A 19,283-nucleotide genomic window follows, 5' to 3' on the forward strand; every position below is an offset into this window, starting at 1 on the left:
GACGGCGCAGGACCCGGACGCGGACCCGGACTCGCGCTGGCTCGCGCGGGTCATGCACCTCGCCTTCTTCCTCCTCCTCGGCGCGTCCCTGGCCCGCTTCCTCCTGCGGCACCCCTGGGAGGACCGCAGCCCGTGGATCGTCGCCCTCTCCGGCGCGCTCGCCGCCCTGTATCTCCTCGGCCCGGTGCTCGGCACCCGCCCCACCCCGCGCCGGATCGCCTGGCTGTTCACGGTCGTGGCCGTGTGGATGCTCCTGGTGGTCCTCGCGCCGAGCTTCGCGTGGTGCGCGGTGCCGCTCTTCTACACCGGCATGCGCACGCTGCCCCCGCGGGCCGCCCTCGTCCTCGTCACCCTCCTCACCGTCTTCGTCGTGACCGCGCAGGTCCAGCTCTCGGACGACGGCTTCGACCCCAACCTGATCGTCGCCCCGCCGGCCGTCGCGGCGATCGCCACCGCCGTCTTCGTCCACGCGCAGCGGCAGGCGGAGCGGCAGCGGGCGCTGATCGACGACCTGATCCGGACCCGCCGCGAGCTGGCCGCGACCGAACGTCGTGAGGGCACCCTCGCCGAACGCCAGCGGCTGTCGATGGAGATCCACGACACCCTGGCGCAGGGCCTGTCCAGCCAGCAGATGCTGCTCCAGGCGGCCGAGCGGACCTGGGACGGCGATCCGTCGACCGCGCGCCGCCATGTCCGTACCGCCGAGTCCATCGCCGAACGCAATCTCGCCGAGGCCCGCCGCTTCGTCCACGACCTGGCCCCGGCCGACCTCGCCGAGGGCGGCGGCCTGGAGGAGGCGCTGCGGATGCTGGCCGGGCGGGAGTCGGCCGCGTTCCGGGTCGACGGGGCACCGGTGGACCTGCCCGAGCGCGCCCAGTCGGCGCTGCTGCGCATCGCGCAGGGCGCCCTCGCCAACGTCCGCGAGCACGCGGGCGCCACCTCCGCCGCGCTGACCCTGACGTACCTCGACGACCAGGTCGTCCTCGACATCGCCGACGACGGGCGCGGCTTCGACGCCTCCGCGGTGCGCGGCGGCGCGGGGGTGCGCGGCGGCGCGGGGGTGCGCGGCGGCGCGGGGGTGCGCGGCCACGGCCTGCCCGCGATGCGGGCGCGGGTACGCCAGCTCGGCGGCACGCTGACGGTGGAGTCCACCCCGGGCGAGGGCACGGTCCTCTCGGCCGCGATCCCCTTGCCCACGAACCTGGAGGCGGGCCGATGACGACCCACGAACCCGGAGGTCGGCCGTGACCGTACGGATCCTGCTCTGCGACGACCACGCCGTCGTCCGCGCCGGGCTGCTCGCCCTGCTCGGCAGCGCCGACGACATCGAGGTCGTCGGCGAGGCCGGCAGCGGCGAGGAGGCCGTCGCGATGGCCGCCAAGCTGCGGCCCGACGTCGTCCTGATGGACCTCCAGCTCGGACCCGGCATCGACGGCGTCGAGGCCACCCGCCGGATCGCCGGGTCGGCGGTCGGCGTGCACGTCCTGGTCCTCACCACGTACGACACGGACGCCGACATCACCCGCGCCATCGAGGCGGGCGCGACCGGCTACCTCCTGAAGGCCGAGCGCCCCGAGGAGCTGTTCGCCGCGATCCACTCCGCGGCCCAGGGCCGTACGACCCTCTCCCCGCCGGTCGCCAGTCGCGTCATGGACCGGATGCGGGGCGCCGCCGGGCCGACCCTGACCGACCGCGAACGGGACATCCTCGGCCAGCTCGCACACGGCCTCGGCAACCGCGAGATCGCCCGCGCGCTCTTCATCAGCGAGGCGACCGTGAAGACCCATCTCGGACGGATCTACGCGAAGCTCGGCGTGGACACCCGTGCGGGTGCCGTCGCCGTGGCGAAGGAGCAGCGCCTGCTCCCCTGACGCTGCTACTCTGCGTTGCCTTTCTATCGCAGAGTGTCAGTTCGTCTCGTCTCGTTGTGGGAGCGCACGTGAAGATCGCCTGCGTCGGCGGTGGGCCCGCCGGCCTGTACTTCTCGATCCTGATGAAGCGGCAGGACCCGTCCCACGAGATCACCGTCTACGAACGGAACCCGGCGGGCTCCACGTACGGCTGGGGCGTGACCTACTGGGCCGGGCTCCTGGACAAGCTGCGCGCGGGCGACCCGGAGTCGGCGCGCGCCGTCGACGAGGCCTCCGTCCGCTGGACCGACGGTGTCGCCGTCGTCCGCGACGAGCGGACCGTCCACCGGGGCGACGAGGGCTTCGGCATCGGCCGCCGCCGGATGCTCACGCTCCTCGCCGAGCGGGCGGAGGCGCTCGGCGTACGGGTCGAGTTCGAGCACGGGATCAGCGGCCCCGACGCCCCCGAACTGGCGGACGCCGACCTCGTCGTCGCGGCCGACGGGGTCAACAGCGCCCTGCGCGAGGCGTACGCGGGCCACTTCGGCGCCGAGGTCGCCACCGGCCGCAACCCGTACATCTGGCTCGGCACGACGAAGGTCTTCGACTCCTTCAGCTTCGCGTTCAAGGAGACCGAGCACGGCTGGATCTGGTGTTACGCCTACGGGTTCAGCGGCGAGCAGTCCACCTGCGTGGTGGAGTGCGCCCCGGAGACCTGGAAGGGTCTGGGGCTCGACACGAGGAGCGAGGCCGACAGCCTGAACCTGCTGGAGAAGCTGTTCCACGACCTCCTCGACGGGCAGCCGCTGATCGGCCGGGGTCAGGACGCCGGCGCGGCGCAGTGGCTGAACTTCCGCACGCTCACCACCCGCGTCTGGCACCGAGACAACCTGGTCCTCGTAGGCGACGCCGCCCACACCACGCACTACTCGATCGGCGCGGGCACCACGCTCGCCCTGGAGGACGCCCTCGCCCTGGCGGACGCCCTGCGCGCCGGCGGGGACCTGGACGGGGCGCTCTCGCGGTACGGCGCCCGGCGGCGCGCCGAGCTCCTCTCGGCGCAGAGCGCGGCCCGCTACAGCGCCCGGTGGTACGAGAACCTGCCCCGCTACATGCGGCTCCCTCCGGCCCAGATGTTCGCGCTCCTCGGCCAGCGCCACTCGCCGCTGCTGCCGCACATTCCGCCGCAGCTCTACTACCACCTCGACCGCGTGGCCGACGGCCTGCGGCCCCTGCGCGAACTGAAGCGCCGGCTGGGCCCGAGGCTCGCCCGCACCCTGCACGCCAGGTCGCGAGCCTGACCGGCCCCCGCTCACCCGGGCGGGCAGTGCCGCCCCGCGCAGTACGCCCCCGCTCACCCGGGCGGGCAGTGCCGCCCCGCAGTACGCCTCCGCCCGCCCGGGCAGGCAGGTGCCAGCCCGCGCAGTACGCCCCCGCTCACCCGGGCGGGCAGTGCCGCCCCGCAGTACGCCCCCGCTCACCCGGGCGGGCAGTGCCGCCCCGCAGTACGCCTCCGCCCGCCCGGGCAGGCAGGTGCCAGCCCCCGCAGTACGCCCCCGCTCACCCGGGCGGGCAGGTGCCAGCCCCCGCAGTACGCCTCCGCCCGCCCGGGCAGGCAGGTGCCAGCCCCCGCAGTACGCCCCCGCTCACCCGGGCGGGCAGGTGCCAGCCCGCAGTACGCCTCCGCCCGGCCCGGGCAGGCAGGTGCCGCCCCGCGGAGTGCGCCCCCGCCGGTACGCCCGGGCCCACCCGCCCCGCACGGCCCGCCCACCCGGGCCGCACGGCCCGCTCACCCGCGCGGTAGGGGCCGTACCGCCGCGCGTGGGACCATCGTCCCCGTGCTCGACATCGGCTACTCCCTCTCCCGTCGCTTCCCCGACCCCCCGCAGACCGACTACCGCCGCGCGGACGTCCACGCGCTGCGCCACGACCTGTTCTGCGGGGACGTGTACCTCGCCGACCCCAAGGCCGACCGCGAGGTGTCCACAGCCTGGGGATGGGTGCCGGTGCTCGACTTCGCGTGGGCCCTCTGCGACATCGTCGAGCGGCTGGACCGCGACCCCCGGGGCAGCCGGGCCTCGCAGCCCCAGTACGCCGAGCTCGACTTCACCGAGTCCACGGACCGCATGCTCTTCGAGCGCCGCTTCGGCTGGGTGGACGTGGAGGCCGACTGGATGCCGGGCGACGAGCCGCCCCTCACCTTCAACCACCGCGAACTGCGCCGCGAGGCCCGCGACTTCCTGCACGACCTGGTCGCCGACCTCACCGACATGCACGAGGGCCTCGGCGACAACCCCGTGATCTGGGACCTCCAGGCCCGCTTCCCCCGCGTCCCCTGAGGCGCGCTCTCAGTCCTCCACCCGCACCCCCAGCTGCGCGGCGAACACCGGCGCCAGGTCCAGCAACTGCGCCGTACTGATCACCGCCCCCGCCAGCGCGTCCACCCCCCGCGCGTCCTCCAGACGCTCCACCGTCCGCAGGTCCACGTCCTTCATCCGGGCCCCGCCGAAGTCCGCCCCCTTCAGCACGCACCCCCGGAACTCCACCCGTTCGAGCACCGCGCCCGCGAAATCGGGCTCGTCGAGCACGCACTCCTCGAAGACGACGTCCTTCAGCCTCGCCGTCCGCAGGTTCAGGAAGTCGATCTTCCCTCCCCGCACGAGGACCCGCTCGAGCACCGCCCCGTGCAGCTGCGTCCCCCCGAGCCGCGCGTCCACGATCTCCACATCCCGCAGCGACGCCTCCGCCAGGTCCGTACCGACCCCGCGCACCCCGCTCAGCACGGAATCGAGCAGGCGCGCTCTGTTCAGCCGTGTCTCGTCCAGCGCGCACTCCCGCAGCGCGCACTCCAGGAACCGCGCCCCCGACCCGCTCTCCCCGGACAGGTCACGCCCCTCGAACGCGACCCCGTCGTAGTCCCCGTCCGGCTCCAGCCCTCCTTCGTACGCCTCCAGCGGCGGCAGCCGGACCTCCGCCCGCCGCACCACCGCGATCTTCTTCCTGCCGCCGCCACCGCCACTCGCCCTGCCCGTCACCATGACCCCATCGTGACGTACGCCACTGACAACGCCCCGATGTCACATCCCGACCCCCCTCACCCGTCCCCCTCGTACCAGCGAGAACGAGGGAGCGAGCGATGCAGCGGAACGACACGACCAGGCCCAGGACCGCCCGGAACCACATCACCGTCGTCGGCGGCGGGTTCGCCGGACTCACCGCGGCCATCACGGCCGCCGAGTCCGGAGCCGCGGTCACCCTCCACGAGGCCCACGCCGCCCTCGGCGGCCGCGCCCGCACCGCCGACGGCCCGTACCGCACCAACGAAGGACCGCACGCGCTCTACCGCAAGGGCCCCCACTGGACCTGGCTCGCGCAGCGTGACCTCATCGGCCCCCTCGCGCAGATCCCGCCCCTCGAAGCCGCCCGCTTCCGCTTCCACCTCCACGGCGCGCTGCGCCGCACCCCGCCGCTCGGCTTCCTGCGCCACACGCTCCGCACGGCCGACCGGGCACCCGTCGACACCGACTTCCTCACCTGGGCCACCCGGATCGCCGGCCCCGAGACGGCCCGTCAGGCCGCCGCGTACAGCGGGGTCGCCCTCTTCCACCACGACCCCGGCGCGCTCTCGGCCCGCTTCGTCCAGGAGCGGCTGCACCGCGCCGCCGCGCTGCCGCCGGAGGCGCAGTACATCCGGGGAGGCTGGGGGCGGCTCATCGAGCGGATGGCCGCGTACGCCCGGGAGGCGGGCGTACGGATCGAGACCTCGTCGCGGCTCGACGCGCTGCCGCTCGGCGACGGCCCGGTCGTCGTCGCGACCTCCCTGGCGGCCGCCGCCCGCCTCCTGGGCGAGCCGGCCCTTCGCGCGGAGAGCGGCCGCACCGTCCTGTTCGATCTGGCGCTGCGCCGCCGCAAGGGCGACCCGTTCATCGTCTCCGACCTGGACGCGCCCGGCTGGATCGAGCGCTTCACCGCGCAGGACCCCTCCCTCGCTCCGGCCGGCGAGCAGCTGATCCAGGCCCAGCTGCCCATCGCCCCGGGCGAGTCCAAGGCCGACGGCGTCGCGCACGCGGAGCGCCTGCTCGACCTGGGGTTCCCGGGCTGGCGCGAGCGTACGGTCTGGCGCCGCGAGGCCCTCTCCGGGGGCCGTACGGGAGCGGTCGACCGGCCCGGTACGACCTGGCGCGACCGGCCGGCGATCGACCGGGGCGACGGCGTGTACCTGGCCGGCGACGAGGTGGCGGCGCCGGGAGTGCTGTCGGAGGTGTCGTTCACGAGCGCGGTGGAGGCGGTGTCGCTGGCGCTCAGGAGCCGGAGCCTTGACCTCAAGTCCGCTTGAGGTTGAAAGCTGGGGCCGTCACGACGTACCGACCACGCGACACACCGACCACTTTCGGGGAGTCATCATGCACGCGATCCGTCTCCACGCCTTCGGCCCGGCGGAGAACCTCACCTACGAAGAGGTCGAGGACCCGATCCCGGGCCCCGGACAGGTGCGGATCGCGGTCGCCGCGGCCGGCGTCCACCTCCTCGACACGACCCTGCGCCTCGGCGCGACCGGCCCCTTCCCGGCCCCCGCCGAGCTGCCCACGATCCCCGGCCGCGAGGTCGCCGGCACCGTCGAGGCGCTCGGCGAGGGCACCGACCCCTCATGGCTGGGCAGGCGCGTCGTCGCCCACCTCGGCATGGCCCCCGGCGGCTACGCGGAACGCGCCGTCGTGGACGCCGGGCGGCTGCACGCCCTCGCGGACCACCTCGGGGAGGCGGAGGCCGTCGCGATGATCGGCACGGGCCGCACCACGCTCGGCATCCTCCAGTTCACCGAACTCGGCCCGGACTCGATCGCCGTCGTCCCCGCCGCGGCCGGCGGCATCGGCACCCTCCTCGTCCAGTACGCGAAGAACGCCGGCGCCACGGTCGTCGGCCTCGCGGGCGGCCCGGAGAAGGTGGCCCTGGTGAAGGAGAACGGCGCGGACCTCGCGGTCGACTACAAGCTCCCCGACTGGCCGGACCAGGTCCGCGCCTTCCTCGGTAGCAGGACCGCCACGGTCGTCTTCGACTCCGTCGGCGGCGCCACCGGCCTCGCGGCCGTCGACCTCCTCGGCAAGGGGGGCCGGCACGTCGTCTTCGGCTGGTCCGCCGCGGGCCTCCACGACGGCGGACCGCTCACCTTCACCGACGAGGAACTCGCCGCCCGCGGCATCACGTCGGAGTCCGTCCTCGGCCCCGTCATGATCCAGAAGGCGGGCGGCGACGTCCGCAACCTCGAACTCGCCTCCCTCGCCGCCGCCACCGCGGGCACCCTCCGCCCGGCGATCCACCGCTTCCCCCTCGAGGAGGCCGCGGCGGCCCACCGCGCCCTGGAGACCCGCGGCACGATCGGCAAGGTGGTCCTGATCCCGTAACGAACCCATCCGAACCCCCGCCCCCGTCAGCGGTGCCCCTCACCGGCCCCGCTGACACCCCCTCACCCCGGCGCGCTCGGCGGCGCTACGCCCCTGTCCCCAGCCCGCGCAGGGCCTCGTCCGTCAGCCGGTACACCGTCCACTCGTCCTGCGGGCGCGCGCCCAGCGACTCGTAGAAGTCGATCGACGGCGTGTTCCAGTTCAGGACCGACCACTCCAGCCGCTCGTACCCCCGCTCCACGCAGATCCGCGCCAACTCCGCCAGCAGCGCCTTCCCATGGCCGCCGCCCCGGCTCGACGGGCGGACGTACAGGTCCTCCAGATAGATGCCGTGGACCCCGCGCCAGGTCGAGAAGTTCAGGAACCACAGGGCGAAGCCCACCGGCTCGCCCTCGTCCGACTCGGCGATGTGCGCGAAGGCCGCGGGACGCGGGCCGAACAGCGCCTCGTGGAGCTGCTCGGGGGTCGCGCGGACCTCGTCCAGCGCCTTCTCGTACTCGGCGAGTTCACGGACCATCGCGTGGATCACAGGGACGTCGGCAGGTGTGGCGGTACGAATCATGTACGAATCATGCGCCCTGCCTGCGACCGGTCAACGCCCCGCCGCCAGCAGGGTCCGCGCGATGGACATTTGGTCCGGATCGAGCGCCTCCTCGCCGTCCTCCACGTCCCACAGCCCCTCCACCCCGTCGGCCACCCGCAGGGGATCCTCCGCCCCGCCGCTCGCGAACACCGCCGCCTGGAACTCCGCGAACCTCCCCGCCTCCACCGACGCCCGCAACGCCTTCGCGGACCGCGCCGACGCCGTCCCGCCGCTCCGCGCGTCCAGGAACGACGCGACGACGTACGCGATCCGCACCCTCCCCGCGGCCGCGGCCTCCGCGAGCGCCACGCCCCCGCTCTCCTCGAACCTGGCGCAGTAGCTGCAGCGCGGGTCGAGGAACACGGTCGCGGTGTGCGCGGCCGACGAATCCCCGACGAGGATCCGCGGACCCTCGACCACCGTCGTGAGCCCGGCCGCGGCGGTCGAGAACGACACCGCCGGAGCGTCCACCGGCGCCGCCGCACAACCCGCCGCCGCGAGCCCCACCACCCCCGCCGCCGCGAGCGCCACGACAGCACGGACAGTCCTGCGTACGGGCATGAAAAGGTCCTTTCGGAACAACGGAATCCGCACCCTCGAACCTAGGCGGCACCCCCACCCCGCCCACCCCGCCGAAAGACCCCGATCCAGGGGTCGAAGGCCCCCCGACCATCCAGTAGCCTCCCGCCCATGGTCAGCAGGAGCAGCACGGTCAACGGCGGCATCTCGTTCTGGTACGCGCAGGAAGGCACCCCCGCGCCGCGCGAGCCCCTGCCCGGGGACGCCACCGCGGACGTCTGCATCGTCGGCGGCGGCTACACCGGACTCTGGACGGCGTACTACCTCAAGAAGGCCGTCCCGTTCCTCAACATCACCGTCCTCGAAGCCGCGTTCTGCGGCTACGGCGCCTCCGGACGCAACGGCGGCTGGCTCTACAACGGCATCGCCGGCCGCGACCGCTACGCCAGGCTCCACGGCCACGAGGCCGCCGTCCGCCTCCAGCACGCGATGAACGACACCGTCACCGAGGTCGTCGAGGTCTGCGCCGCCGAGAACATCGACGCCGACATCCACCACGGCGGCGTCCTGGAGATCGCTCACTCCCCCGCCCAGCTCAACCGCCTCAAGGCCTTCCACGCCGTCGAGTTCGCCTTCGGCGAGAAGGAACGCGAGCTCTACGGCGCCCGCGAGACCGCGGACCGCATCCGCGTCACCGGCGCCGTCGGCTCCTCCTGGACCCCGCACGGCGCACGACTCCACCCCGTGAAGCTCGTGAAGGGCCTGGCCGCCGCCGTCGAGGCCCTCGGCGTCACGATCCACGAGTCGACCCCGGTCACCGAGATCAAGCCCAAGCACGCCGTCACCCCGTACGGCACCGTCCGCGCGCCGTACGTCCTGCGCTGCACCGAGGGCTTCACCGCCTCCCTCACGGGCCAGCGCCGCACCTGGCTCCCCATGAACTCCTCCATGATCGCCACCGAGCCGCTCACCGACGCCCAGTGGGACGCCATCGGCTGGCAGGGCCGGGAGACCCTCGGCGACATGGCCCACGCCTACATGTACGCCCAGCGCACCGCCGACGGCCGCATCGCCCTCGGCGGCCGGGGCGTCCCGTACCGCTACGGCTCCAGGACGGACAACGACGGCCGCACCCAGCCCCAGACGATCGAGGCCCTCCGCGACATCCTCGTCCGCTTCTTCCCCTCCCTCGCGGGCATCGGCGTCGACCACGCCTGGTCGGGCGTCCTCGGCGTCCCCCGCGACTGGTGCGCCACCGTCACCCTCGACCGCTCCACGGGCCTGGGCTGGGCGGGCGGCTACGTCGGATCCGGCGTCGCCACCGCCAACCTCGCGGCCCGCACCCTGCGCGACCTCATCCAGCAGGACTCCGGCCAGTCGGGGCCCACCGACCTGACCGGGCTCCCCTGGGTCGGCCACAAGGTCCGCAAATGGGAACCGGAACCGCTGCGCTGGCTCGGAGTCCAGGCGATGTACGCCGCCTACCGCGCGGCGGACCGTCAGGAATCCACCACCCACACGGCGACGTCATCCCGCATCGCCCGTATCGCCGACCGCCTCTCGGGCCGTTGACGTGGTGCTTGTCATGCCCGGTCGGCGGACGTCGACGATGGAGCTGCTGGCCGGCGAGGCGACGGCGCGGGGGATGGCGACCCTGACGGCGGAGGAGATCGGCGCGGCGGGAGAGACCGGCGCGGAGGCGGGACCGGCGTACTGGTACGGCGGACCGGTGGCAGCGGCGCGGCTCGCCGCACGGCTCGGGTTCGCCCCGCTCGAACCGGCGGACGACTGGCTCTCCGAGCTGCCGGAGGAGTTCACCGGGCGGGAGGTCCGTACGGCGACCGTCGCGGATGCCTGGGCGATCGAACGGCCGACGTTCGTCAAGCCGCCCCGGGACAAGTCCTTCCCGCCGGACGTCTACGCCGACGGCTCCCGGCTGCCCGCCGGCCTGGACCCGGCGACGCCGGTTCTGCTCTCCGAGGTGGTGACCTTCGCCGCCGAGTACCGGCTGTTCCTGCTGGACGGGCGGATCGCCACGGGCAGCCGGTACGCGGTGTTCGGCCGGCTCGACCCCCGTCCGCTCGACAGGCACGGGGCGGTCGCCGCGGAGATCACCGAGTTCGTGGAACGCCTCGTCGCCACAGCAGGCCCCACCCTCCCGAGCGCCGTCGTCGTGGACGTCGGCCAGCTCCTCGACCCGTACCGCCCGGGCCACCGCTGGGCCGTGGTGGAGGCCAACATGGCGTGGTTCTCCCACGCGTACGCCGCCGACCCGGCGCGGGTCCTGGACGTCGTACTGCGCTCGGCGGGACCGCGCGAGCGAGTGCGGCCGGAAGACCTCCGGTTCGTACGGCACTGAGCCCCGTCCCCACCGGACCGGATCACTCGGAGGCGTACGCCCCGATCTGGTAGTCGAGCCCCGGGTCGGGCGGACCGCACCGCAGGACCGCGTCCACGGCCGGCCACACGCCGGTGGGCACGTCGTAGTGGAGAAGCATCAAGGGATCGTCCGCATCCGGCGTGATCACTTCACGGAGCTGCAGGACCTGTTCACGGGTGACGGGGAACTCGGTACGCAGGAACTCGTCCGCCTTGCTGTACCCCTGAAGGGACCAGACGACTCCGGGCTGCTCTGAAGACATCCGCGGATCCTACGTTCGCAGGGCTGCACGCATCCTCATCGGGGCTGGTAGTCCCAGAAGCAGTAGGCACAGGCGCCACGGCCGTCACCCGTGGCCTCGGCCAGGACGACACGACGGCGTGGGTGAGTCTCCAGGCCCTGAGCCTGGGCGTACTCCTGCCCCTCTTCGAGAGCCTTGCAGGCCGACGAACGATGGAAGACCGCACCGCCGGCCGTGACATAGACGAACTTGACCAAGCCCTCGGGGACAGGGGCGCAGTCCACACACTGCTGGACGACCAAGTCATGCATGCATCGCTCATCCATGCAGCCCAGCCTAGTCGTCCAACCTGTGGCGGGCCTCCCAAATACCCATCCCTGAGGGGACGTTGGAGCCGAACCCGATGCGTACCCCCGATCCGGTCCCGGCGGCCGACCTGCCCGCCGAGGCGGCCGCGTTCGAGGGGCGGCTACCGGTGGAGCGGGTGATGCTCGACCGGTCGGTCGGCGCTATCGAGGACGCTTTCGCCGCGGCGCTCGACATCCGCTACTCGGGCGAGCCCGCCGATGATCACACCGTCCTCGTCCACGTCCGCAGCGTCGATATCGACGGTCAGCGACGAAGAGAGCCGTACGCCCACTGGCTTGCCGAGCAGGTGGGACTCACGGTCATCGGGCCTGCGCAACGGAGCGACGGCGGGCGGCCCTCGACCGTGCACCGGACGGCGTAGAGCGCTCTGCGGTTACTCCCTATCTCCCGCGGTTCCCCGCGGCTAATGGCACGGAAGTGGCACGTCGCCTTCTGAACCATAGCTCCAGCGAGATCGGTCACTTGAGGTCGTACAGGCCGCCCGGAAGTCCCTGAGGGCCTGTACTGGGCGCTGCCGGTTGCTGGGGTTGCCGTACTTCGCTGCGGTACAGCAACTGCCCGAGGGCTCCGGCGATGTAGTGGCATCCGGCCGTTGATCCTGGGTCCGCTGAGAGGCCGTTCAGCTCTCAGACCAGCCTGAGGCCCTTACACGTCAGAGCCGCCGACCGTATGTTTCCTCCTGACAGATACATGATAGGTGGGGGAATGTCAGGACAATTGTTCACCTTGATCGGTGTGCTCGTCGGCGCGGTTGCGTCGTACGTCGGTGGAGCCCTGATGGAGAGATCTCGGTGGCGGCGCCAACTTTCCACACGGTGGGACGAACGTCGCCTGGAGTGCTATCTCCGGTTTGCCGACGCGGTCAAGAGGTTCACCTCGCTGGCAGGTCGTCTGGCTGCAGGCAAGGGACTCTTCGACCTGCCTCAGCCACTCGCCAGGGAGGCCGGCCTGGAGCTCTTGGCCGAAGCTGAGCTTGAGCGTGGCTATGCGTTCGAAGCCGTGCTCCTTATGGGAGACGCGGAATCCATCTCGGCAGCCAGATCGCTGCAGCGGCAGGCCTGGGTACTGGAACAGTTCGTTCGAGACATGCGCCCAGGTACGCCAGACGACTGGATGAGGGCGTTCCGGGAGTTTCAGGAGAAGCGTGATGAGTTCTACGTTGCCGCACGCAACAGCCTCGGCGTCCATGCAAAGTTCCGGCTGCGATCCGAAGATCCAGCCATCCTCAGCCCGGACGCCCGCCACTTGTAGCCACGTCTGGCCCGGCGAGCAGCACTCTTTTCAACTGTGTTGGTGGGGCGGTAGGACTCGTACGGGAGCGTTCACCTGCGCTCATGGGCGGCCGGTCGTCTGGGCGTCTACCGCCCTCCGGTCCTGTTTGAACGGCCGCGAACGGCGTTGAATGAGACGGAAACTGAGACGGACGGCGGGGCCGAGTTCGCCAGCATCGTCGCTCTTGGAGGGGATGTCATGGCGCTGGTCCGCAAGGGATCACGACGGATCGTCGTCGACGGCATGGCCTACCGCTGGCGCCTGCGAGGCAGGCCGACGTATGCCCAGGGCTTGGCCTGGTCGCCGTGCACATTCGCGGTCGAGCATGCGGACACTGCGGGGACGACCCTTGTGGTCACCACCGACCAGCCGCATCCGAGCAACTGGATCGGTCACGAGGCTGACCCAGTACTGCCCTCTGGTGTTGCTGCGGCTGTTCGGCTTGCCTTGCGTGAGGGTTGGGCTCCGACGGTTCCGGGCTCCGCGTTCCACCTCGATCACTCCGTCGGCTTCACGCCTTCGAACTGACCTGATCCGGGAATCTTGGTGCTCGCACCTCAGCCGACGGCACTCAGCCACGACGGCGGGTGCGCCGACCGGCCACGCACGCGTGTGCCTCGCCGGAACGCTGGCCGCGATCACCACAGCAACTTCCGGGACGACTGGACCGCCGCCCGGAAGAAGGCCGGAGTGTCGGGGGACGTGCACGTCCACGACCTGCGCCACACCGGGAACACCCTGGCGTCCAGCGCCGGGGCCAGCACGCGGGAGCTCATGACGCGGATGGGGCACAGCACGACCCGGGCCGCGCTGATCTACCAGCACATGACGAGCGGCCGTGATCAGCACATCGCGGGGAAGCTCGGAGAGATGATCCGCCAGGCCCGGAAGGCCGGCGATCCGGAGCCTTCAGGCACGTGAGCGGCCGGCCGTGATCATGCCGAAGGGCCGGCCTCGGGGAAATCCCCCCGTGAGCTGGCCCTTCGTCTTGAGCCCCCTGTCGGGTTCGAACCGACGACCCCCGCTTTACAAGAGCGGTGCTCTGGCCAGCTGAGCTAAGGAGGCAGCGAGTGCAGTGTAACCAACCCCCACCCCGCCGCGGTCGGGAATCTCACCGACCCGGACTGCTGACAGATCGCGTGCCGGCAGGTAGCGTCACCCGAGGTTCACTCCGGTGGACTAGACCTCAATCCTTCCTTTACTCGGATCGTCCGGCACGTTCCTGCCGGTGAAGGGACACATCACCATGGCTTCTGTCACTTTCGACAAGGCGACCCGGCTCTACCCGGGTTCCGACAAGCCCGCCGTCGACCAGCTCGAGATCGAGATCGAGGACGGCGAGTTCCTCGTCCTCGTCGGGCCCTCCGGCTGCGGCAAGTCCACCTCGCTGCGCATGCTCGCCGGCCTGGAGGACGTGAACGGCGGTTCCATCCGCATCGGTGACCGCGACGTCACGCACCTGCCGCCCAAGGACCGGGACATCGCCATGGTGTTCCAGAACTACGCGCTGTACCCGCACATGACCGTCGCCGACAACATGGGCTTCGCCCTCAAGATCGCCGGCGTCAACAAGAGCGAGATCCGTGCCAAGGTCGAGGAGGCCGCGAAGATCCTCGACCTCACGCCGTACCTGGACCGCAAGCCGAAGGCCCTCTCCGGCGGTCAGCGTCAGCGTGTGGCCATGGGGCGCGCGATCGTGCGTGAGCCGCAGGTCTTCCTCATGGACGAGCCGCTGTCGAACCTCGACGCCAAGCTGCGTGTCTCCACCCGTACGCAGATCGCGTCGCTCCAGCGCCGTCTCGGCATCACCACGGTGTACGTCACCCACGACCAGGTCGAGGCCCTCACCATGGGCGACCGCGTCGCCGTCCTCAAGGACGGGCTGCTCCAGCAGGTCGACTCGCCGCGGAACATGTACGACCGCCCCGCCAACCTCTTCGTGGCCGGCTTCATCGGCTCCCCCGCCATGAACCTGGTCGAGGTGCCGATCACCGACGGCGGCGTGAAGTTCGGCAACAGCATCGTCCCGGTCTCCCGTGACGCGCTCTCCGCCGCCTCCGCCAAGGGCGACACGACCGTGACGGTCGGCATCCGCCCCGAGCACTTCGACGTGTCGGGCGCCACCAGCAAGGAGGGCCTGGCGGTCTCCGTGAACGTCGTCGAGGAGCTGGGCGCCGACGGTTACGTCTACGGCTCCGCCCGCGTCGGCGGCGAGGACAAGGACCTGGTCGTCCGCGTCGGCGGCCGCGCCGTGCCCGAGAAGGGCTCCACGCTGCACGTCGTGCCGCGCGCGGACGAGCTGCACGTCTTCTCCACCTCGACCGGCGAGCGCCTCAGCGGCTGAGTCCGCACCGAGGCTCCGTGCCTGCCGAACGGCCCCGCATCTCTTGCAGATGCGGGGCCGTTCGCGTACGTCGACAAATACCCCGGCATAGCCGCCAATTCAGACACCGGCGTCAACATGGGATTCGAATTTTCGCCTCGAACCATCCCCCGCGAGAGTGACTAAATGTCGCCATATCATCACCGGCCGCTACGCTCGCCTCCGTGACGCACACTGCCCGCCGTATCGGCCGCTCTCTCGCCCTCGTCCTGCCCGTCGTCCTGGTGCTCTCGGGAACGCTCGCGGTGTCCGCCGTTCCGTGGGCCGGCCAGGACTCCGACACCCAGATGCTGACCGCATCCTCGGAGGACGTCTCCGTTCCCGCCAAGTCCCGTGCCCCGCAGGATATTCTCCGCGACCGGCTCCTCGCGGAACTTCAGGAGAAGGACCCCGGAACGGCGCTGACCCACCTCCAGCGGGAGGTCGAGAACAGCCCGTCCCTCGCCAAGCACTGCATGTCCATCGCGCGCGCCCTCGGCAAGGCGGCCGTCCGCCACTACGGTCCGACCCGCGCCCAGTCCTACTCCCGCCCCGTCTGCGACACCTCGTTCGCGACCGGCGTGATGTACGCGAGCTGAGCCGCCCGGCTCGCCCCGCGACCCTGACGACGGACACCGAAGACCGGACACCGAAGACGCTGAACGGCTCCTTCGCGCGGTGCGCATATCGTTCGCGGTATGCATACCTCCCCGACGCAGGCCGTGGTCCTGGCGGGCGGCCAGGGCTCGCGCCTGCGCCCGTACACCGACGACCGCCCCAAGCCGATGGTCGAGATCCCGGGCACCGGGACCCCGATCATCGGCCATCAGCTGTCCTGGCTCGCCGCCGAGGGCGTGACGGACGCCGTCGTGTCCTGTGGCCATCTGGCCGAGGTGCTCGAGGAGTGGCTCGCCTCCGCCGATCTGCCGCTGCGCGTGACGACGGTCGTCGAGGAGGAACCCCTCGGCCGCGGTGGCGGCCTCAAGTACGCCGCCGCCCACCTTCCCGAGCCCGGACAGCCCTGGTACGCCACCAACGGCGACATCTGGACCCGCTTCTCCCTGCGTGAGATGGCCGCGTTCCACGACGAGCGCGACGCCACCGCCACCCTCGCCCTGGCCCGCCCCCGGATCCCGTGGGGCGCCGTCGAGACCGACACCTTCGGGCACATCACCGACTTCATCGAGGCGCCGCCGTCGCCGTTCCTCATCAACGCGGGCGTGTACGTCTTCTCCGCCGCGTTCACCGACCTGCTCCCGGACCGTGGTGACCATGAGCGCACCACGTTCCCCCGGCTGGCCAGGGAGCGCCGTCTCGCGGGCTTCCCGCTGCCCCACGGGGCCTACTGGCGGGCGATCGACACGGCGAAGGACCTGACCGAGGCGGCGAAGGAGCTGGCCTCCCAGGGCGCCTGACAGCCCCTCGTACACACCACGGCGAGGCGCAGGGCATGTGACCGGTCCGCCGTACGGACTCACCGCCGGGCCGGCCCACCATGAAAGGGCGGCACCGCTCCCTCGCGGTGCCGCCCTTCGCCTGTTTCCGGTCGGCGTGTCCGTCAGCCCAGCAGGCCGCCGATCGGGTTCCGGTTGCCGCCGGTGCCGCCCGTCGACGAGCCGCCGCTCGTCGGCTCGGTCGTACCGCCGGTGCCGCCACCGCCGCCGCTCGTGCCCCCGGTGCTCGTCGGGCCGGAGCTGGTGGACGGCGGTGCTGCCGGCCGCGACTGGGTCGGCGTACGGCTGCCGGTGCCCTGCGTGGCGGTCGGCCGGCTCTCCTCCGTACGGCCCGTCTCCCGTACGGTCTCGCTCGGCGAGGCCGTCTTGTCGTCCTCGCGCTCCCCGCTCGCGCCGGCCGTCGCCGACGGCTTCGGGCGGGTCGAGGCCGACTGGGACGGGGTGCGCTCGCCGGGCTCCTGCGGGAGCGTGCGGCCGGGCAGGTGGTTGATCGGGTCGTCGTTCGGGCCGGGGACCGTGACCATCTCGGTGGACCGTACGGCCCCGCCGAGCACCGAGCCGGTGAGCAGCGTGAGGCCGACGACGACGGAGGTGACGAGCGCCCCGCGGCGCAGGACGCGGCGGCGCAGGTCCCACAGCTCGGAGCGGGGGCCGAGGGTCCGCCAGGCCTCGCCGGCGAGACGGCCGTCGATGGAGTAGACGGGCGCGCCGGCGATGATCAGCGGGGACCAGGCGGCGAGGAAGATGATGTCGGCGGAGTCGTAGACGGGGACGGACTTCCAGCTCACCGTCAGCAGGAGCGCGGCGGAGAGCAGGGCGCCGATGACGGCCGCGACGCGCTGCCAGAGGCCGAGGACGGTGAGGACGCCGACGACGACCTGGAGGAAGGCGACGGTGAGGCCGGCGCCGACCGGGTGCTGGAGGGCGAAGTCGCGGAGCGGTTCGGCCAGCGCCCAGGGGTTGAGCGAGTGGAGCCACTTGACCATGGAGCCGCGCTCGCCGCCGTCGAAGTAGACGGGGTCGCAGAGCTTGCCCATGCCGGCGTAGATGGAGATGAAGCCGAGGAAGACGCGGAGCGGGAGGAGAACGACGCCGAGGTTCATCCGGCGCCCGGGGTAGTAGGCGTGCCGGACGGGGTCGGCGCCGTGGCGCTGCGCACGGCCGCCGCGGTACTCGTCGCCGCTCGGGTCGTCCCCGCGTCCGGTGCCGTACGCGCCGTCGCGGGACAGCTCGTACGGGCTGTCGTAGGCGTGGTCGAAGGCGCCTTCGGCGCGCCGCATCGGGGGGAGGAGCGGCGGGTCGGCGGTGACGACGGGGGTGGGCATGGTGTCGTCGATGCGCGGGATGGCCTGCGTGACGCCGGTGTCGTGGTGCGCGGGGGGTTCCAGCGTGGAGACGGAGGACTCGCGCACGGCCTGGAGCAGTCCGGTCGCTCCGGGCGCGGACTTTCCGGTCCACACGACGGGCCGGCGGCGGCCGGCGGCACCGCCCGCCGCTGCCGCGGCGGCGAGGGCCGGGCCGCGGGAGGCGGCGAACTTCGGCTGCTGGGCCGGGGCGAGCCGCACACGGAAGCTGGCGTGGTTCACGATGACCTGCGCGGGATCGGAATCCACTTTGAGCATGCTCAGCGCGGGCTGATCGTCGAACCCCGGCCGGGGCGTTCTGGTGTCCACACTCATCTAACCGAGTGACGCGGGGTTAGGACACTGCCTTGACGGGCTCTGAATGTCCGAGACCCGTCAAGATCGCGCCATCCGCGCCCATGTACGCGAAAGGGCCCAGCTCAGGGAGGTGGGCCCGTTCGGTACGGCGTGGGGCGAGGTCAGTTCGTGCGGCGGCGGGCGACCTCGTAGAGGACGATGCCCGCGGCGACGCCGGCGTTCAGCGACTCGGCGCCACCGGGCATCGAGATGCGGACGCGGTAGTCGCAGGTCTCGCCGACGAGGCGGCCGAGGCCCTTGCCCTCGCTGCCGATGACGATGACGACGGGGCCGTCGAGCGCCTCCAGGTCCTCGACGGTGTGCTCGCCGTCGGCGGCGAGGCCGACGACCGTGAGGCCCTCCTTCTGGAAGCCCTCCAGGGCCCGGGTCAGGTTGGTGACGCGGGAGACGGGGGTCCGGGCGGCGGTGCCGGCCGAGGACTTCCAGGCGCCGGCGGTCATGCCGGCCGCGCGGCGCTCGGGGACGACGACGCCGTGGCCGCCGAAGGCGGAGACGGAGCGGACGATCGCACCGAGGTTGCGGGGGTCGGTGACGCCGTCGAGGGCGACGATCAGCGGGTCCTCGTGGGCGTCGTAGGCGGCCGCGGTGAGGTCCTCGGGGTGCGCGTACTCGTAGGGCGGGACCTGGAGGACGAGGCCCTGGTGGTTCAGGCCGTTCGTCATCCGGTCGAGCTCCTGGCGCGGGGCCTCCATCAGGTTGATGTTGCCGCGGTCGCCGGCGAGCTTGAGGACGTCGCGGACGCGCTCGTCGTTGTCGATGAACTGCTGGACGTAGAGCGTGGTGGCGGGGACGCCGTCGCGGAGCGCCTCGAAGACCGGGTTGCGGCCGACGACCATCTCCGAGGTGCCCTTGGGGCCGCCTCGGCGCGGTGCGGGACGCCGGGCGGCGGCCTGCTTCGCCTGGGCGTTGGCGATGCGGTTCTTCTTGTGACCCTTGCGGGCGGAGGCGGGCGGCGTGGGGCCCTTGCCCTCCAGGCCCTTGCGCCGCTGGCCACCGCTGCCGACCGTCGCGCCCTTCTTGTTGGACGTACGGCGGTTCCTGCGCTGGCTGTTCCCGGCCATGACTACCTAATCCTCGGTGTTGCGTACGCATGTGCGTTCACGCGCGTACGTAGGTCTGTAAGTGAAGTG

21 protein-coding genes, 1 tRNA gene and 1 pseudogene are annotated in these 19,283 nt (G+C 72.1%); 15 read left to right on the top strand and 8 right to left on the bottom strand.

All coding sequences use genetic code 11. From position 1 onward, the window contains the following. Positions 1 to 52: 52 nt before the first annotated feature. From ACZ3IJ_RS20415 to ACZ3IJ_RS20430, 4 genes are all read left to right on the top strand, one after another. Positions 53 to 1,219, top strand: a complete 1,167-nt coding sequence (locus tag ACZ3IJ_RS20415) for a sensor histidine kinase (protein ID WP_467470278.1) — start codon at positions 53 to 55, stop codon at positions 1,217 to 1,219. Positions 1,220 to 1,244: 25 nt separating this feature from the next. After that, positions 1,245 to 1,871 carry a response regulator gene (locus tag ACZ3IJ_RS20420; protein ID WP_467470077.1) on the top strand — a complete coding sequence of 209 codons (627 nt, stop codon included), beginning with the start codon at positions 1,245 to 1,247 and terminating at the stop codon, positions 1,869 to 1,871. Between the two features lie 68 nt (positions 1,872 to 1,939). After that, on the top strand, positions 1,940 to 3,151 hold the full coding sequence (locus tag ACZ3IJ_RS20425) for an FAD-dependent monooxygenase (protein ID WP_467470080.1): 1,212 nt from the start codon (positions 1,940 to 1,942) through the stop codon (positions 3,149 to 3,151). Positions 3,152 to 3,688: 537 nt separating this feature from the next. Continuing rightward, entirely contained in the window at positions 3,689 to 4,189 is a 501-nt protein-coding gene (locus ACZ3IJ_RS20430; protein ID WP_467470082.1) for a hypothetical protein, read from the top strand. 9 nt (positions 4,190 to 4,198) lie between these two features. Here ACZ3IJ_RS20430 and ACZ3IJ_RS20435 read toward each other — a convergent pair whose 3' ends face one another. Beyond that, the gene (locus ACZ3IJ_RS20435; RefSeq protein ID WP_467470084.1) at positions 4,199 to 4,888 is read right to left on the bottom strand and encodes a pentapeptide repeat-containing protein; all 690 of its coding nucleotides are present in this window, start codon (positions 4,886 to 4,888) and stop codon (positions 4,199 to 4,201) included. Between the two features lie 98 nt (positions 4,889 to 4,986). Between ACZ3IJ_RS20435 and ACZ3IJ_RS20440 the strand changes: the two genes are divergently transcribed. Together ACZ3IJ_RS20440 and ACZ3IJ_RS20445 are read left to right on the top strand one after the other, a co-directional pair. Next, positions 4,987 to 6,186 carry an NAD(P)-binding protein gene (locus ACZ3IJ_RS20440; RefSeq protein ID WP_467470086.1) on the top strand — a complete coding sequence of 400 codons (1,200 nt, stop codon included), beginning with the start codon at positions 4,987 to 4,989 and terminating at the stop codon, positions 6,184 to 6,186. A 67-nt stretch (positions 6,187 to 6,253) separates the two neighbouring features. Then, positions 6,254 to 7,252 (top strand): zinc-binding dehydrogenase, encoded by a 999-nt coding sequence (locus ACZ3IJ_RS20445; protein WP_467470088.1) that lies wholly within the window; start codon positions 6,254 to 6,256, stop codon positions 7,250 to 7,252. An 85-nt stretch (positions 7,253 to 7,337) separates the two neighbouring features. On the opposite strand, the gene ACZ3IJ_RS20450 is transcribed toward ACZ3IJ_RS20445, so the two are convergent. Then, positions 7,338 to 7,814 (bottom strand): GNAT family N-acetyltransferase, encoded by a 477-nt coding sequence (locus ACZ3IJ_RS20450; protein WP_467470090.1) that lies wholly within the window; start codon positions 7,812 to 7,814, stop codon positions 7,338 to 7,340. 30 nt (positions 7,815 to 7,844) lie between these two features. Continuing rightward, positions 7,845 to 8,396 (bottom strand): DsbA family protein, encoded by a 552-nt coding sequence (locus ACZ3IJ_RS20455; protein ID WP_467470092.1) that lies wholly within the window; start codon positions 8,394 to 8,396, stop codon positions 7,845 to 7,847. Positions 8,397 to 8,525: 129 nt separating this feature from the next. On the opposite strand from ACZ3IJ_RS20455, the gene ACZ3IJ_RS20460 reads away from it, so the two are divergent. Both ACZ3IJ_RS20460 and ACZ3IJ_RS20465 read left to right on the top strand, forming a co-directional pair. Beyond that, a complete protein-coding gene (locus ACZ3IJ_RS20460; RefSeq protein WP_467470094.1) occupies positions 8,526 to 9,926 on the top strand; it encodes an NAD(P)/FAD-dependent oxidoreductase in 1,401 nt (466 codons plus the stop codon). A gap of 37 nt (positions 9,927 to 9,963) precedes the next feature. Beyond that, positions 9,964 to 10,713: an ATP-grasp domain-containing protein gene (locus ACZ3IJ_RS20465; RefSeq protein ID WP_467470280.1), complete on the top strand. Its 750-nt coding sequence runs from the start codon at positions 9,964 to 9,966 to the stop codon at positions 10,711 to 10,713. A 22-nt stretch (positions 10,714 to 10,735) separates the two neighbouring features. On the opposite strand, the gene ACZ3IJ_RS20470 is transcribed toward ACZ3IJ_RS20465, so the two are convergent. After that, positions 10,736 to 10,996: a DUF7683 domain-containing protein gene (locus tag ACZ3IJ_RS20470; RefSeq protein WP_467470096.1), complete on the bottom strand. Its 261-nt coding sequence runs from the start codon at positions 10,994 to 10,996 to the stop codon at positions 10,736 to 10,738. A gap of 35 nt (positions 10,997 to 11,031) precedes the next feature. Next, the gene (locus tag ACZ3IJ_RS20475; RefSeq protein ID WP_391800317.1) at positions 11,032 to 11,286 is read right to left on the bottom strand and encodes a hypothetical protein; all 255 of its coding nucleotides are present in this window, start codon (positions 11,284 to 11,286) and stop codon (positions 11,032 to 11,034) included. Positions 11,287 to 11,378: 92 nt separating this feature from the next. On the opposite strand from ACZ3IJ_RS20475, the gene ACZ3IJ_RS20480 reads away from it, so the two are divergent. The 4 genes and pseudogenes from ACZ3IJ_RS20480 to ACZ3IJ_RS20495 all read left to right on the top strand — a co-directional run. Further along, positions 11,379 to 11,705: a hypothetical protein gene (locus ACZ3IJ_RS20480; protein ID WP_467470099.1), complete on the top strand. Its 327-nt coding sequence runs from the start codon at positions 11,379 to 11,381 to the stop codon at positions 11,703 to 11,705. A gap of 365 nt (positions 11,706 to 12,070) precedes the next feature. Continuing rightward, a complete protein-coding gene (locus ACZ3IJ_RS20485) occupies positions 12,071 to 12,595 on the top strand; it encodes a hypothetical protein (protein ID WP_467470101.1) in 525 nt (174 codons plus the stop codon). Between the two features lie 219 nt (positions 12,596 to 12,814). Continuing rightward, positions 12,815 to 13,144: a hypothetical protein gene (locus tag ACZ3IJ_RS20490; RefSeq protein WP_467470103.1), complete on the top strand. Its 330-nt coding sequence runs from the start codon at positions 12,815 to 12,817 to the stop codon at positions 13,142 to 13,144. A 102-nt stretch (positions 13,145 to 13,246) separates the two neighbouring features. After that, positions 13,247 to 13,537: pseudogene (locus ACZ3IJ_RS20495) on the top strand (tyrosine-type recombinase/integrase); the annotation flags it as partial. Between the two features lie 70 nt (positions 13,538 to 13,607). Here ACZ3IJ_RS20495 and ACZ3IJ_RS20500 read toward each other — a convergent pair. Then, positions 13,608 to 13,681: transfer RNA gene (locus tag ACZ3IJ_RS20500), tRNA-Thr, on the bottom strand. Positions 13,682 to 13,862: 181 nt separating this feature from the next. On the opposite strand from ACZ3IJ_RS20500, the gene ACZ3IJ_RS20505 reads away from it, so the two are divergent. The 3 genes from ACZ3IJ_RS20505 to ACZ3IJ_RS20515 all read left to right on the top strand — a co-directional run bounded on the left by ACZ3IJ_RS20505 (position 13,863) and on the right by ACZ3IJ_RS20515 (position 16,393). Beyond that, positions 13,863 to 14,960: an ABC transporter ATP-binding protein gene (locus tag ACZ3IJ_RS20505; protein ID WP_467470105.1), complete on the top strand. Its 1,098-nt coding sequence runs from the start codon at positions 13,863 to 13,865 to the stop codon at positions 14,958 to 14,960. 203 nt (positions 14,961 to 15,163) lie between these two features. Then, positions 15,164 to 15,577, top strand: coding sequence for a hypothetical protein (locus tag ACZ3IJ_RS20510; RefSeq protein ID WP_467470107.1), 414 nt, complete (start codon positions 15,164 to 15,166; stop codon positions 15,575 to 15,577). A gap of 99 nt (positions 15,578 to 15,676) precedes the next feature. Next, positions 15,677 to 16,393, top strand: a complete 717-nt coding sequence (locus ACZ3IJ_RS20515) for a nucleotidyltransferase family protein (RefSeq protein ID WP_391800312.1) — start codon at positions 15,677 to 15,679, stop codon at positions 16,391 to 16,393. A 143-nt stretch (positions 16,394 to 16,536) separates the two neighbouring features. Here ACZ3IJ_RS20515 and ACZ3IJ_RS20520 read toward each other — a convergent pair whose 3' ends face one another. Then, positions 16,537 to 18,111, bottom strand: coding sequence for a DoxX family membrane protein (locus ACZ3IJ_RS20520; RefSeq protein WP_467470110.1), 1,575 nt, complete (start codon positions 18,109 to 18,111; stop codon positions 16,537 to 16,539). Between the two features lie 143 nt (positions 18,112 to 18,254). Next, on the bottom strand, positions 18,255 to 19,214 hold the full coding sequence (rlmB, locus tag ACZ3IJ_RS20525) for a 23S rRNA (guanosine(2251)-2'-O)-methyltransferase RlmB (RefSeq protein ID WP_391800310.1): 960 nt from the start codon (positions 19,212 to 19,214) through the stop codon (positions 18,255 to 18,257). Positions 19,215 to 19,283: the final 69 nt, after the last annotated feature.

Source organism: Streptomyces sp. NPDC013317, assembly GCF_055563155.1.